Raw genomic sequence first — 15,236 nt, 5'->3', positions numbered from 1 at the left:
CATCCCGTTTGCTAATTGCCTGCCTCATAACGAGCGGTTAAGGTATCCATCACTCTGCACATTATAAGATGGGTTTACCCTGTCAGAAGACGGCGCGGAAATGAATTCTGTAGACCGTCTATAACAAAAGCCTGGAGGCAAAGCATGGAGATGTTGTCTGGCGCGGAAATGGTCGTCCGATCGCTTATCGATCAGGGCGTGAAACAAGTGTTCGGCTATCCCGGAGGCGCGGTTCTCGATATTTACGACGCGCTGCACACGGTAGGCGGTATTGATCATGTTCTGGTTCGTCATGAACAGGCTGCTGTGCATATGGCTGACGGCCTGGCCCGCGCCACGGGCGAAGTGGGTGTTGTGCTGGTCACTTCCGGGCCGGGGGCGACCAATGCCATTACCGGCATAGCGACTGCGTATATGGACTCTATTCCACTGGTCATTCTTTCCGGACAGGTGGCGACGTCGCTGATTGGCTATGATGCGTTTCAGGAGTGCGACATGGTGGGGATCTCACGCCCCGTGGTGAAGCACAGCTTTCTGGTTAAACAAACTGAAGATATCCCGGGCGTACTGAAAAAAGCCTTCTGGCTGGCCGCCAGCGGTCGTCCTGGGCCAGTGGTTGTCGATCTGCCAAAAGATATTCTCAATCCGGGGAATAAACTGCCTTACCTTTGGCCTGAGTCGGTGAGCATGCGTTCGTATAATCCGACCACGCAAGGGCACAAAGGACAGATTAAACGTGCGCTGCAAACGCTGCTGTCTGCGAAAAAACCGGTGGTCTATGTGGGGGGCGGCGCCGTCAATGCAGCCTGCGAAACGCAACTACGCGAACTGATCGAGAAGCTCAATCTTCCTGTTGCGTCATCACTGATGGGGCTGGGGGCATTCCCTGCCACGCATCGGCAGGCGCTGGGCATGCTGGGTATGCACGGCACCTACGAAGCCAATATGACGATGCACAATTCTGACGTGATTTTTGCCGTCGGCGTGCGTTTTGACGATCGCACCACAAACAACCTGGCGAAATACTGCCCGAATGCGACGGTGCTGCACATTGATATCGATCCTACTTCTATCTCTAAAACGGTGCCGGCGGATGTGCCGATCGTGGGAGACGCACGACAGGTGCTGGATCAAATGTTGGATCTGCTGGCGCAGGAGACCGCCTCTCAACCGCTGGACGAGATCCGCGACTGGTGGCAACAAATCGAGCAATGGCGTGGCCGTCAGTGCCTTAAATACGACACGCAAAGTGAGAACATCAAACCGCAGGCGGTGATCGAGACGATCTGGCGTCTGACCAATGGCGATGCGTATGTCACTTCTGACGTGGGCCAGCATCAGATGTTTGCTGCGCTGTATTACCCGTTTGATAAACCGCGTCGCTGGATCAACTCAGGCGGGCTCGGCACGATGGGCTTTGGTTTGCCCGCCGCGCTGGGGGTAAAGCTGGCGTTGCCAAACGAAACGGTTATTTGCGTAACGGGTGACGGCAGTATACAGATGAATATTCAGGAACTTTCTACTGCGCTGCAATATGAACTGCCAGTGCTGGTGCTGAACCTGAATAACGGTTACCTCGGCATGGTAAAACAGTGGCAGGATATGATTTATTCGGGCCGTCACTCCCAGTCCTATATGAAATCACTTCCGGACTTTGTCCGTCTGGCTGAAGCCTATGGTCATATTGGCATGCGGGTAACCAATCCGTCAGAGCTGGAAGCGAAGCTCGGCGAAGCGCTTGAGCACGTTAAAAACAATCGCCTCGTCTTCATGGACGTTATCGTCGATGGCACAGAGCACGTTTATCCGATGCATATTCGTGGCGGTGGTATGGATGAAATGTGGTTAAGCAAAACGGAGAGAACCTGATATGCGCCGGATATTATCTGTATTACTGGAAAATGAGTCGGGCGCACTGTCGCGGGTTATTGGGCTCTTTGCCCAGCGCGGCTATAACATTGAAAGCCTGACCGTGGCACCGACCGATGACCCTACGCTCTCGCGCATGACGATCCAGACTGTCGGCGATGCGAAAGTGCTTGAGCAGATCGAAAAGCAATTGCACAAGCTGGTGGACGTACTGCGCGTCAGCGAGCTGGGGCAGGGTGCTTACGTCGAACGTGAAGTGATGCTGGTGAAAATTCAGGCCAGCGGTTACGGCCGTGAAGAGGTCAAGCGCAACACGGATATTTTCCGTGGGCAGATTATTGACGTCACGCCTTCTATATATACTGTCCAGCTTGCCGGAACGAGCGATAAGCTGGACGCTTTCCTGGCCTCTGTCAGGGATGTGGCAAAAATTGTTGAAGTTGCGCGCTCTGGCGTTGTTGGCCTCTCGCGCGGCGATAAAATCATGCGTGAGTAGCGCAATAGGTTCGCCTCTTTCAGCCCGGTAGCCAAAGCCGGGCTTTTTTTTGCGTAATCCGCCGACAACGCAGACAAAAGCGGTTGCCGTGAAGGCTATTCTGCGTTTAGATGTTAAAATATTTAACCATAACCTTGACAGGGCCATGGACTCTTTTCTTTTTTTGAGGGGCAATTGTGAAACTGGATGAAATCGCCCGGCTCGCCGGCGTGTCGAGAACCACGGCCAGCTATGTGATTAACGGTAAAGCAAAGCAGTATCGTGTCAGCGATAAGACCGTTGAGAAAGTGATGGCAGTCGTTCGTGAGCATAATTACCATCCGAATGCTGTCGCCGCAGGTTTACGTGCCGGGCGCACCCGCTCTATTGGCCTGGTGATCCCGGACCTGGAAAACACCAGCTATACCCGCATCGCCAACTATCTGGAACGTCAGGCTCGTCAGCGGGGCTATCAGCTGTTGATTGCCTGCTCCGAGGATCAGCCCGACAACGAGATGCGCTGCATTGAGCATCTGCTGCAACGTCAGGTTGATGCCATCATCGTGTCGACCTCTTTACCACCCGAGCATCCGTTCTATCAGCGCTGGGCGAACGATCCGTTCCCGATAGTGGCGCTGGATCGTGCGCTCGATCGTGAACATTTCACCAGCGTCGTGGGTGCCGATCAGGACGATGCAGAAATGCTGGCTGCCGAGCTGCGTACCTTCCCGGCTGAAACGGTGCTGTATCTTGGCGCTTTGCCTGAACTTTCGGTAAGCTTCCTGCGTGAACAAGGGTTCCGTACGGCATGGAAAGACGATCCGCGTGACGTTCATTATCTCTATGCCAACAGTTATGAGCGCGAAGCGGCTGCCCAGCTGTTCGAGAAATGGCTGGAAACGCACCCGATGCCGCAGGCGTTGTTTACCACCTCGTTTGCTCTGTTGCAGGGAGTGATGGACGTGACGTTACGTCGCGATGGCAAGCTGCCATCCGATCTGGCGATTGCTACCTTCGGTGATAACGAACTGCTCGACTTCCTGCAATGTCCAGTGCTGGCGGTGGCTCAGCGTCACCGCGACGTCGCCGAGCGCGTGCTGGAGATTGTTCTGGCAAGCCTGGATGAACCCCGCAAGCCGAAACCCGGGCTTACGCGTATCAAACGTAATCTCTATCGGCGCGGAATTTTGAGCCGCCATTAATATTTCCACAGGGGCGGTATAACTGCCCCTTTTGCGGCGAATTTATTGCGATAAATAATTCCCGGATAAAAATTAGGATTTATCTCTAAGATTCATAGCCTGCTATTTTTCTGAATCCATTTTGGTGTTAAAAAGCACAATTATAAATTTTTGACTGACATTTCTTTGTATTGTTTTGTTACAAACAGGCGCCAGCCGATGAATATTCAGCCATTTTTCACTCTCCCTCCAGGCCTCAATGTACACGAACGAATCCATATTGCCTCGGGATTAAACTGGTGCTGTTATCCCCCGGCGATATGCCTTAAAATGCTGCCCGCGTCGCAAACTGACACTTTATATTTCCCTGCGATGATATTGAGTGAGTCTTAACGCTCGTGTGCATATTCGGTTTTTTTCTTACAAATATTCATAACGTTAATTTTGCCTCGCCAGTTGTTTAGTTATTAGCCAGGTCACTCTTGCTCTGTAAATAGGATGCTTTCGGGTCCGTACAGAGAGAGTCCTGGCTTGACAAGCTTTTCCCTCGCTCCGTAAACTCCTTCAGGTGGGAATTTGTGGGTTAAAGTGGTGAGAAGGGGTGAGGCTGGCATGTTCCGTGGAGCAACGTTAGTCAATCTCGACAGCAAAGGGCGTTTATCGGTACCAACCCGATACCGTGACCAGCTGATTGAGAACGCTTCGGGTCAACTGGTTTGCACCATTGACATCAACTCCCCCTGCCTGCTGCTTTATCCTTTGCCTGAATGGGAAATCATTGAGCAAAAGCTGTCGCGACTGTCGAGCATGAACCCGCAGGAACGCCGCGTACAGCGGTTGTTATTGGGACATGCCAGTGAATGTCAGATGGATAGCGCCGGGCGATTATTGATTGCGCCTGTGTTGCGGCAACATGCCGGTCTGACTAAAGAAGTGATGCTGGTCGGGCAGTTCAACAAGTTTGAACTGTGGGACGAAACGACCTGGTATCAACAGGTCAAGGAAGATATCGACGCTGAGCAGTCTGATTCCGCAACATTATCGGAACGGCTGCAGGACTTGTCTCTATAAATATGATGGAAAATTATAAACATACAACGGTGCTGCTGGATGAGGCCGTTAACGGCCTGAATATTCATCCAGATGGCATCTATATTGATGGCACTTTTGGTCGCGGTGGCCACTCGCGTTTGATCCTCTCTCAGCTTGGAGCGGAAGGGCGCCTGCTGGCAATTGACCGCGATCCGCAGGCGATTGCCGTTGCGCAAACCATCGATGACCCTCGCTTTTCCATCGTGCATGGACCTTTCTCTGCGCTTGCGGATTATGTCGCCGAGCGCGGCCTGACCGGCAAAATCGACGGGATCCTCCTCGATCTTGGCGTCTCTTCACCACAGCTTGATGATGCAGAACGCGGCTTCTCCTTTATGCGCGACGGTCCGCTGGATATGCGTATGGACCCCACCCGCGGCCAGTCTGCCGCCGAGTGGTTACAAACTGCTGACGAAGCGGATATTGCCTGGGTGATCAAAACCTTCGGCGAAGAACGCTTTGGCAAACGTATTGCGCGCGCCATCGTGGAGCGCAACCGCGTTGAGCCAATGACCCGTACCAAAGAGCTGGCAGAAGTCATCGCGGCGGCAACGCCAGTGAAGGACAAGCACAAACATCCTGCGACCCGTACCTTCCAGGCGGTTCGTATCTGGGTAAACAGTGAACTGGAGGAAATAGAGCTGGCGCTAAAAAGCTCGCTCGACGTGCTGGCCCCGGGTGGGCGGTTATCCATCATCAGCTTCCATTCGCTGGAAGATCGCATCGTTAAGCGCTTTATGCGTGAACAGAGCCGCGGTCCGCAGGTTCCAGCTGGGCTGCCGATGACGGAAGAACAACTCAGAAAGCTGGGAGGCCGTCAGTTGCGAGCATTAGGCAAGTTGATGCCGGGCGAAGAAGAGGTGGCAGAGAATCCACGTGCCCGTAGTTCAGTGCTGCGTATTGCAGAGAGGACGAACGCATGATCAGCAGAGTGACAGAGACCCTAAGCAAAGTTAAGGGATCGTTAGGAAGCAACGAGCGCCATGCCTTGCCTGGCGTGATCGGCGACGATCTTTTGCGGTTTGGGAAGCTGCCACTCTGCTTGTTCATTTGCATCATTGTGACGGCAGTCATGGTGGTAACCACCGCTCACCATACCCGTTTGTTAACTGCGCAGCGCGAACAGATGGTACTGGAACGCGATGCGCTGGATATTGAATGGCGAAATCTGATCCTTGAAGAAAACGCGCTCGGCGATCACAGCCGGGTTGAACGGATCGCAACGGAAAAACTGCAATTACAGCATGTTGATCCTTCGCAGGAAAATATCGTAGTACAAAAATAAGGGAAAACGCGACGCATGAAAGCAGCGGCAAAAACGCTAAAACCAAAACGCCAGGAAGAACAGGCCAACTTTATCAGTTGGCGTTTTGCGTTGCTTTGCGGCTGCATTCTACTGGCGCTGGGTTTCCTGCTGGGACGCGTGGCGTGGCTACAAATCATCGCGCCTGACATGCTGGTGCGTCAGGGGGATATGCGTTCTCTGCGCGTGCAGGAAGTTTCTACCTCTCGTGGGATGATCACCGACCGCTCCGGCCGCCCGCTGGCGGTGAGCGTGCCGGTGAAGGCGATCTGGGCCGATCCTAAAGAGCTGCATGACGCAGGCGGGATCACCCTTGATAACCGCTGGAAGGCGCTCTCAGACGCGTTGAAAATGCCGCTGGATCAGCTGGCGTCACGCGTTAACGCCAACCCGAAAGGGCGCTTCATCTATCTTGCCCGTCAGGTGAACCCTGATATGGCTGATTACATTAAAAAACTTAAGCTGCCCGGCATTCATCTGCGGGAAGAATCCCGCCGTTATTATCCTTCCGGCGAAGTCACCGCGCACCTGATTGGCTTCACCAACGTGGATAGCCAGGGGATTGAAGGCGTTGAAAAAAGCTTCGACAAGTGGCTTACCGGCCAGCCTGGCGAGCGAATCGTGCGTAAAGACCGCTATGGTCGCGTCATTGAAGATATTTCCTCGACAGACAGCCAGGCCGCGCACAACCTGGCCCTGAGTATTGATGAGCGCTTGCAGGCGCTGGTCTATCGTGAGCTGAACAACGCCGTCGCGTTTAACAAGGCGGAATCGGGCAGTGCCGTGCTGGTGGATGTGGCGACAGGTGAAGTGCTAGCGATGGCCAGTAGTCCCTCATACAACCCGAATAATTTTGCCGGTACAGCAAAAGATGCGATGCGTAACCGCTCCATCACCGATGTGTTTGAACCCGGTTCAACCGTAAAACCTATGGTGGTGATGACGGCTCTACAGCGGGGCATCGTCAACGAAAATACCGTTCTGAATACGATCCCTTATCGAATTAACGGCCACGAAATAAAAGACGTGGCACGTTACAGCGAACTGACCCTGACCGGGGTCTTACAGAAGTCGAGTAACGTCGGTGTGTCAAAACTGGCGTTAGCGATGCCGTCCTCAGCGTTAGTAGATACTTACTCACGTTTTGGGCTGGGAAAGGCGACCAATTTGGGGTTGGTCGGAGAACGCAGTGGCTTATATCCTCAAAAACAACGGTGGTCTGACATAGAGAGGGCCACCTTCTCTTTCGGCTACGGGCTAATGGTAACTCCCTTACAGTTAGCGCGAGTCTACGCAACGATTGGCAGCTATGGCATTTATCGCCCGCTGTCGATCACCAAAGTTGATCCACCGGTTCCGGGGGAACGTGTTTTCCCGGAATCTATCGTTCGTACCGTCGTACATATGATGGAAAGCGTCGCGCTGCCCGGTGGTGGTGGCGTGAAGGCCGCGATTAAGGGCTATCGTATCGCCATCAAAACCGGTACAGCGAAAAAAGTGGGGCCGGACGGCCGCTATATCAACAAATACATTGCCTATACCGCAGGCGTAGCGCCTGCAAGCAATCCGCGTTTTGCGCTGGTGGTCGTCATCAACGATCCGCAGGCGGGTAAATACTACGGCGGCGCCGTCTCCGCGCCTGTGTTCGGGGCTATTATGGGCGGCGTGTTGCGCACCATGAACATTGAACCGGATGCGCTGGCGACGGGCGAAAAAAGTGAATTTGTAATTAATCAAGGCGAGGGAACAGGTGGCAGATCGTAATTTGCGCGACCTTCTTGCTCCGTGGGTGCCTATGCTACCTGCGCGAGCACTGCGAGAGATGGTACTGGATAGCCGCTTAGCGGCTTCTGGCGATCTTTTTGTGGCAGTGGTAGGTCATCAGGCGGACGGGCGTCGTTATATCCCGCAGGCGATTGCGCAAGGTGTTGCTGCCATTATTGCTGAGGCCAAAGATGAGGCAACAGACGGTGAGATCCGTGAAATGCACGGCGTGCCGGTCATCTATCTCAGCCAGCTGAATGAGCGCCTCTCCGCGCTGGCAGGACGTTTTTACAACGAACCTTCCGACCAGTTAAAGCTTGTTGGCGTGACAGGAACCAACGGAAAAACCACCACCACTCAGCTGATGGCGCAATGGGCTCAGCTGCTGGGTGAAACCGGTGCCGTCATGGGCACGGTGGGGAACGGTATTCTGGGCAAAGTAAGCCCGACGGAAAACACTACAGGCTCGGCGGTTGACGTGCAGCGTATGCTGGCAGGCCTTGCAGAGCAGGGGGCGACCTTCGCGGCGATGGAGGTCTCCTCCCATGGTCTGGTACAACATCGCGTGGCGGCACTGAAATTTGCCGCCTCTGTCTTTACAAACCTGAGCCGCGATCACCTTGATTATCATGGTGATATGGAGCACTACGAAGCGGCGAAATGGCTGCTTTATTCCACTCACCACCACGGGCAGGCGATCATTAACGCCGACGACGAAGTCGGTCGCCGCTGGCTGGAAAAACTGCCAGATGCGGTGGCGGTGTCGATGGAAGATCGCATTAATCCGAACTGTCGTGGCCGCTGGCTGAAGGCAGTCGAAGTGAACTACCACGATAGCGGGGCGACGATCCGCTTTGCTTCCACCTGGGGCGAAGGTGAAATTGAAAGCCGCCTGATGGGGGCTTTCAACGTCAGTAACCTGCTGCTGGCGCTGGCGACGCTGCTGGCGCTGGGTTACCCGATGGTGGATCTGCTGAAAACGTCTGAGCGTTTGCAACCGGTCTGTGGCCGCATGGAAGTGTTCAGTGCGCCGGGCAAGCCGACGGTGGTCGTGGATTACGCCCATACGCCGGATGCGCTGGAAAAAGCGCTGGAAGCGGCGCGTCTGCACTGCGCAGGCAAGCTCTGGTGCGTGTTTGGCTGCGGTGGCGATCGCGACAAGGGCAAACGTCCGCTGATGGGCGCCATCGCTGAGCAGTTCGCGGATATTCCCGTGGTGACCGATGACAACCCGCGTACCGAAGAGCCGAGGGCCATTATCAACGACATTCTGGCGGGCATGCTGGATGCTGGGCGTGCGCGCGTGGTCGAAGGCCGTGCGGAGGCCGTGACTAACGCCATTATGCAGGCGCAGGAGAACGATGTGGTTCTGCTGGCCGGTAAAGGTCATGAAGATTATCAGATCGTCGGCAATCGTCGTCTGGATTACTCCGACCGCGTGACGGCAGCGCGTCTGCTGGGAGTGGTGGCATGATTAGCATTACGTTAAGCCAGGCCGCTGCGGTATTGCAGGGGATGCTGCATGGTCAGAATCTGACCATCGAGGCTGTGACCACCGACACCCGTAAGGTGACGGCGGGCTGCCTGTTTGTGGCGCTGAAGGGTGAACGTTTTGACGCCCACGATTTTGCGCAACAGGCTAAAGATAACGGCGCGGGTGCGCTGCTGGTCAACCGTAAGCTCGATATCGATTTGCCGCAGATTGTGGTGAAAGATACGCGCCTGGCGTTTGGTGAGCTGGCGGCATGGGTTCGCCAGCAGGTGCCAACACGCGTCGTGGCGCTGACGGGCTCGTCGGGCAAAACCTCCGTTAAAGAGATGACGGCGGCGATCCTTAGCCAGTGCGGAAACACGCTTTATACGGCGGGCAACCTTAATAATGACATCGGTGTACCGATGACGCTGCTGCGCCTGACCCACGAGCATGAATATGCGGTGATTGAGTTAGGGGCTAACCATCAAGGCGAAATCGCCTGGACCGTGAGCCTGACGCGTCCGGAAGCGGCGCTGGTGAATAACCTGGCGGCGGCACATCTTGAAGGTTTTGGTTCGCTGGCCGGTGTGGCGAAAGCGAAAGGTGAAATTTATACCGGCCTGCCGGATGACGGCATCGCCATTATGAATGCCGATAACAATGACTGGCTGAACTGGCAGAGCATCATTGGTTCACGCAAAACCTGGCGCTTCTCCCCGAATGCGGCAAACAGTGATTTTTCGGCGACCAACATTCATGTGACGTCACACGGTACCGAGTTCACCCTCACGACCCCAACGGGCGACATCGACGTGCTGCTGCCTCTGCCGGGTCGTCATAACATCGCCAATGCGCTTGCTGCGGCAGCGCTCTCAATGGCGGTAGGGGCCTCACACGCTGCGATAAAAACTGGTCTGGCAAATTTAAAAGCCGTGCCGGGGCGTCTGTTCCCGATCCAGCTGGCTGAAAACAAACTCCTGCTGGATGACTCCTACAACGCTAACGTCGGCTCCATGACGGCGGCCGTGCAGGTCTTGTCTGAGATGCCGGGCTATCGCGTGATGGTTGTGGGCGATATGGCCGAGCTGGGTGATGAAAGCGAAGCCTGCCACATACAGGTTGGCGAAGCGGCGAAAGCTGCCGGGCTTGACCGCGTACTGAGCGCAGGCACGCTGAGCAAGGCCATTTCCGATGCCAGTGAAGTTGGCGAACATTTTGCCGATAAATCTGCACTGATCGAACGCCTGAAGGCATTGATTACAGAAAAACAGATTGTGACTGTTTTAGTTAAAGGTTCACGTAGTGCCGCCATGGAAGAGGTTGTGCACGCATTACAGGAGAACGGGACATGTTAGTTTGGCTGGCCGAACATTTGGTCAAATATTATTCAGGCTTTAACGTCTTTTCCTATCTGACGTTTCGCGCCATCGTCAGCCTGCTGACTGCGCTGTTCATCTCGTTGTGGATGGGCCCGCGCATGATTGCCCGTCTGCAAAAACTCTCTTTCGGCCAGGTTGTACGCAACGATGGTCCGGAATCACACTTCAGCAAGCGCGGTACGCCGACCATGGGCGGGATCATGATCCTGACCGCGATTGTGGTGTCCGTTCTGCTGTGGGCTTATCCGTCTAACCCCTACGTCTGGTGCGTGCTGACTGTTCTGGTTGGCTACGGGATCATCGGTTTTGTTGATGACTACCGCAAAGTCGTGCGCAAAGACACCAAAGGTTTGATCGCGCGCTGGAAGTATTTCTGGATGTCGGTAATTGCGCTGGGTGTGGCCTTCGCGCTTTACCTGGCAGGAAAAGACACCCCGGCCACCGAGCTGGTGGTGCCGTTCTTCAAAGACGTGATGCCGCAGCTGGGGCTGTTCTACATTCTGCTGGCTTACTTTGTGATCGTCGGCACCGGCAACGCCGTCAACCTGACCGATGGTCTGGACGGCCTGGCCATCATGCCAACCGTGTTTGTCGCGGGCGGTTTCGCGCTAGTGGCGTGGGCGACCGGTAACATGAACTTTGCAAACTACCTGCACATCCCGTACCTGCGACACGCTGGTGAGCTGGTGATCGTCTGTACGGCGATTGTCGGCGCGGGGCTGGGCTTCCTGTGGTTCAACACCTATCCGGCGCAGGTCTTTATGGGCGACGTCGGTTCACTGGCACTGGGCGGCGCGCTGGGCATTATCGCCGTGCTGCTGCGTCAGGAGTTCCTGCTGGTGATTATGGGCGGTGTGTTTGTGGTTGAGACCCTGTCGGTGATTTTGCAGGTCGGTTCCTTCAAGCTGCGCGGCCAGCGCATCTTCCGTATGGCACCGATTCACCACCACTATGAACTGAAAGGCTGGCCGGAGCCGCGCGTCATTGTGCGCTTCTGGATTATTTCGCTGATGCTGGTGCTGATTGGCCTGGCAACGCTGAAGGTACGTTAATCATGGCAGATTACCAGGGCAAAAAAGTCGTTATCATCGGGTTGGGCCTTACCGGCCTCTCCTGCGTGGACTTTTTCCTTGCGCGTGGCGTGACGCCGCGCGTGATGGATACGCGCGTCTCTCCGCCGGGTCTGGACAAGCTGCCGGAGCAGGTTGAACGCCACCTGGGTGGTCTGAATGATGAGTGGCTGCTGGTCGCCGATCTGATTGTTGCCAGCCCGGGCATGGCGCTGGCGCATCCTTCGCTGAGTGCCGCGGCGGATGCAGGCGTTGAGATTGTTGGCGATATCGAACTGTTCTGCCGGGAGGCGCAGGCCCCGATCGTTGCCATTACCGGTTCAAACGGTAAAAGCACCGTCACCACCCTGGTGGGTGAGATGGCGAAAGCGGCGGGCAAAAATGTCGGCGTGGGCGGTAACATTGGTCTGCCCGCGTTGATGCTGCTCGATAAAGGGTGTGAGCTGTTTGTACTTGAGCTTTCCAGCTTCCAGCTGGAAACCACTTCAAGCCTGCATGCGGCGGCAGCGACGATCCTTAATGTCACCGAAGATCATATGGACAGATACCCGTTCGGCTTGCAGCAGTACCGCGCGGCCAAGCTGCGTGTCTATGAAAATGCCAAAGTCTGCGTGGTGAATGCCGATGATGCACTCACCATGCCGGTGCGTGGCGCAGACGATCGCTGCATTAGCTTCGGTATTAACATGGGTGACTATCACCTTAACCGCCAGCAGGGCGAAACCTGGCTGCGGGTGAAAGGTGAGAAGGTGCTGAACGTGAAAGAGATGATGCTCTCCGGCCAGCATAACTACACCAACGCCCTGGCGGCGCTGGCGCTGGCGGATGCCGTTGGTCTGCCGCGATCTTCAAGCCTGAAGGCGCTGACCACCTTTACCGGCCTGGCTCACCGTTTTCAGCTGGCGCTGGAGCACAACGGCGTACGCTGGATTAACGATTCCAAAGCGACCAATGTGGGTAGCACCGAGGCGGCATTGAACGGTCTGCACGTTGAAGGCACACTGCATCTGCTGCTGGGCGGCGACGGTAAATCAGCCGATTTCTCCTCGCTGAAGCAGTTCCTCAACGGTGACAACGTGCGCCTTTATTGCTTTGGCCGCGATGGCAGCGAGCTTGCGGCGTTGCGTCCTGAGGTCGCCGAACAAACCGAGACCATGGAACAGGCGATGCGCCTTATCGCCCCCCGCGTGAAGCCCGGCGATATGGTGCTGCTCTCGCCAGCCTGTGCCAGCCTCGATCAATTTAAGAATTTCGAACAGCGGGGCGATGTCTTTACCCGCCTGGCGAAGGAGTTAGGCTGATGCGTTTATCTCTCCCTCGCCTGAAAATGCCGCGTCTGCCAGGGTTTGGTATCCTGGTATGGCTGTTTACGGCGCTGAAAGGCTGGGTGATGGCTTCACGGGATAAAGATTCCGACAGCCTGATTATGTACGACCGCACGCTGTTCTGGCTCACGCTGGGGCTGGCAGCGACCGGCTTTATTATGGTCACCTCGGCGTCGATGCCTGTCGGACAGCGTCTGGCAAACGATCCGTTCCTGTTTGCCAAGCGTGACGGGCTGTACATCATTCTCGCGTTCTGCCTGGCAATGATCACCTTACGCCTGCCGATGTCGTTCTGGCAGCGGCACAGTACGGCCATGCTTATCGCCTCAATCATCATGCTGTTGATCGTTCTGGTCGTCGGGAGCTCCGTTAACGGGGCATCACGCTGGATCGCCTTTGGTCCGCTGCGTATTCAGCCTGCAGAGTTCACCAAGCTTTCGTTGTTCTGCTACCTGGCAAACTACCTGGTGCGTAAAGTCGACGAAGTTCGTAACAACCTGCGCGGCTTCTTAAAACCGATGGGCGTGATTCTGGTGCTTGCGATCCTGCTGCTGGCGCAGCCCGACCTCGGTACGGTAGTCGTACTGTTTGTCACTACGCTGGCGATGCTGTTCCTGGCGGGAGCAAAACTGTGGCAGTTCATTGCCATCATCGGGATGGGGATTTCGGCAGTGGTGCTGCTGATCCTCGCCGAACCATACCGTATCCGCCGTGTGACCTCGTTCTGGAACCCATGGGAAGATCCGTTCGGCAGCGGTTATCAGTTGACACAGTCGCTGATGGCGTTTGGCCGCGGCGAAGTCTGGGGCCAAGGCCTGGGCAACTCGGTGCAAAAACTGGAGTATTTACCGGAGGCGCATACCGACTTCATCTTCTCCATTATTGGGGAAGAACTGGGTTATATCGGTGTGGTATTGGCGCTATTAATGGTATTCTTCGTCGCTTTCCGCGCCATGTCGATTGGCCGTAAAGCGCTGGAGATCGATCACCGCTTCTCCGGTTTCCTGGCTTGCTCAATTGGTATCTGGTTTAGCTTCCAGGCACTGGTAAACGTTGGGGCCGCAGCGGGTATGCTGCCAACCAAAGGTCTGACGTTGCCGTTGATCAGTTATGGTGGTTCGAGTCTGTTGATCATGTCGACGGCCATCATGTTTTTGTTACGCATAGATTATGAAACGCGTCTGGAGAAAGCTCAGGCGTTTACACGAGGTTCACGATGAATCAACCGAAGCGGTTAATGGTGATGGCAGGCGGGACCGGCGGACACGTGTTCCCGGGACTGGCGGTTGCGCACCATTTAATGGAACAGGGCTGGCAGGTACGCTGGCTGGGAACCGCAGACCGCATGGAAGCCGACCTTGTACCTAAACACGGTATCGAGATCGACTTTATTCGTATTTCTGGCCTTCGTGGCAAAGGGATCAAGGCGCTGCTGCTGGCGCCGGTGCGCATTTTCAATGCCTGGCGTCAGGCGCGCGACATTATGAAGCGCTTTAAGCCTGACGTCGTTCTGGGCATGGGCGGCTACGTTTCCGGTCCGGGAGGACTGGCGGCGTGGTCACTGGGCATCCCTGTTGTTCTGCATGAGCAGAACGGTATTGCCGGGTTGACCAACAAATGGCTGGCAAAAATCGCCACCAAAGTTATGCAGGCCTTCCCTGGGGCATTCCCGAAAGCGGATGTCGTAGGGAATCCGGTGCGTGTGGACGTGCTGGCGCTGCCGCTGCCAGATACGCGTCTGGCGGGTCGCGAAGGGCCGGTGCGCGTGCTGGTTGTCGGCGGTTCACAGGGCGCACGTATTTTAAACCAGACGATGCCACAGGTTGCGACAAAACTGGGTGATGCGGTGACCATCTGGCACCAGAGCGGGAAGGGCGCTCAGCAGAGCGTTGAGCAGGCTTACGCGCAGGAAGGTCAGCCGCAGCATAAAGTGACTGAATTTATTGATGATATGGCCGCAGCCTATGCCTGGGCCGATGTCGTGGTCTGTCGCTCGGGCGCGCTGACGGTGAGCGAAATCGCCGCCGCCGGTTTGCCAGCGCTTTTTGTGCCGTTCCAGCACAAAGACCGACAGCAGTACTGGAATGCGCTGCCGCTTGAGAAAGCGGGTGCCGCAAAAATTTTTGAGCAGCCACAATTTACCGCTGATGCGGTCGCCACTACCCTGGCGGGCTGGAACCGGGATGTATTACTGAAGATGGCGCAACGCGCACGCGCGACCGCTATCCCGGATGCAACGGAACGGGTGGCAAAAGAAGTGAGCCTGGCAGCCCAGGCATAATTCTCGCAGCGCGTGTTGCGCTG

The 15,236-nt window shown here is 55.7% G+C and carries 13 protein-coding genes; all 13 read left to right on the top strand.

Annotated elements, in window-relative coordinates; all coding sequences use genetic code 11:
• Window positions 1-144: 144 nt before the first annotated feature.
• The 13 genes from ilvI to murG all read left to right on the top strand — a co-directional run bounded on the left by ilvI (window position 145) and on the right by murG (window position 15,213).
• Window positions 145-1,869: an acetolactate synthase 3 large subunit gene (gene ilvI / locus AC4OVS_RS18630; protein ID WP_193132252.1), complete on the top strand. Its 1,725-nt coding sequence runs from the start codon at window positions 145-147 to the stop codon at window positions 1,867-1,869.
• 1 nt (window position 1,870) lies between these two features.
• The gene (ilvN, locus tag AC4OVS_RS18625) at window positions 1,871-2,365 is read left to right on the top strand and encodes an acetolactate synthase small subunit (protein ID WP_001252742.1); all 495 of its coding nucleotides are present in this window, start codon (window positions 1,871-1,873) and stop codon (window positions 2,363-2,365) included.
• Between the two features lie 176 nt (window positions 2,366-2,541).
• Entirely contained in the window at window positions 2,542-3,546 is a 1,005-nt protein-coding gene (cra, locus tag AC4OVS_RS18620; protein WP_003856369.1) for a catabolite repressor/activator, read from the top strand.
• Between the two features lie 591 nt (window positions 3,547-4,137).
• On the top strand, window positions 4,138-4,596 hold the full coding sequence (gene mraZ / locus AC4OVS_RS18615) for a division/cell wall cluster transcriptional repressor MraZ (protein ID WP_014830641.1): 459 nt from the start codon (window positions 4,138-4,140) through the stop codon (window positions 4,594-4,596).
• A 2-nt stretch (window positions 4,597-4,598) separates the two neighbouring features.
• Window positions 4,599-5,540: a 16S rRNA (cytosine(1402)-N(4))-methyltransferase RsmH gene (gene rsmH, locus AC4OVS_RS18610; protein ID WP_337257903.1), complete on the top strand. Its 942-nt coding sequence runs from the start codon at window positions 4,599-4,601 to the stop codon at window positions 5,538-5,540.
• Window positions 5,537-5,902, top strand: coding sequence for a cell division protein FtsL (ftsL, locus tag AC4OVS_RS18605; protein ID WP_003856363.1), 366 nt, complete (start codon window positions 5,537-5,539; stop codon window positions 5,900-5,902). The genes rsmH and ftsL overlap by 4 nt, the downstream gene beginning before the upstream one ends.
• A 15-nt stretch (window positions 5,903-5,917) precedes the next feature.
• Window positions 5,918-7,684, top strand: a complete 1,767-nt coding sequence (ftsI, locus tag AC4OVS_RS18600) for a peptidoglycan glycosyltransferase FtsI (RefSeq protein WP_022647040.1) — start codon at window positions 5,918-5,920, stop codon at window positions 7,682-7,684.
• On the top strand, window positions 7,671-9,158 hold the full coding sequence (murE, locus tag AC4OVS_RS18595; protein WP_491922621.1) for a UDP-N-acetylmuramoyl-L-alanyl-D-glutamate--2,6-diaminopimelate ligase: 1,488 nt from the start codon (window positions 7,671-7,673) through the stop codon (window positions 9,156-9,158). Before ftsI ends, murE begins: the two co-directional genes overlap by 14 nt.
• Window positions 9,155-10,513 carry a UDP-N-acetylmuramoyl-tripeptide--D-alanyl-D-alanine ligase gene (gene murF / locus AC4OVS_RS18590; RefSeq protein WP_491922620.1) on the top strand — a complete coding sequence of 453 codons (1,359 nt, stop codon included), beginning with the start codon at window positions 9,155-9,157 and terminating at the stop codon, window positions 10,511-10,513. Before murE ends, murF begins: the two co-directional genes overlap by 4 nt.
• Window positions 10,507-11,589 (top strand): phospho-N-acetylmuramoyl-pentapeptide-transferase, encoded by a 1,083-nt coding sequence (gene mraY, locus AC4OVS_RS18585; RefSeq protein WP_003856353.1) that lies wholly within the window; start codon window positions 10,507-10,509, stop codon window positions 11,587-11,589. Before murF ends, mraY begins: the two co-directional genes overlap by 7 nt.
• A gap of 2 nt (window positions 11,590-11,591) precedes the next feature.
• Window positions 11,592-12,908, top strand: coding sequence for a UDP-N-acetylmuramoyl-L-alanine--D-glutamate ligase (gene murD, locus AC4OVS_RS18580; RefSeq protein WP_058645808.1), 1,317 nt, complete (start codon window positions 11,592-11,594; stop codon window positions 12,906-12,908).
• A complete protein-coding gene (ftsW, locus tag AC4OVS_RS18575; RefSeq protein WP_022647044.1) occupies window positions 12,908-14,152 on the top strand; it encodes a cell division protein FtsW in 1,245 nt (414 codons plus the stop codon). The genes murD and ftsW overlap by 1 nt, the downstream gene beginning before the upstream one ends.
• Window positions 14,149-15,213, top strand: a complete 1,065-nt coding sequence (gene murG / locus AC4OVS_RS18570; RefSeq protein ID WP_491922619.1) for an undecaprenyldiphospho-muramoylpentapeptide beta-N-acetylglucosaminyltransferase — start codon at window positions 14,149-14,151, stop codon at window positions 15,211-15,213. Before ftsW ends, murG begins: the two co-directional genes overlap by 4 nt.
• Window positions 15,214-15,236 lie beyond the last annotated feature (23 nt).

Source organism: Enterobacter sp. 4974935, from assembly GCF_058661735.1.
Note: the sequence above shows the minus strand (reverse complement) of the source record. Positions and strands in the feature narration are given on the sequence as shown.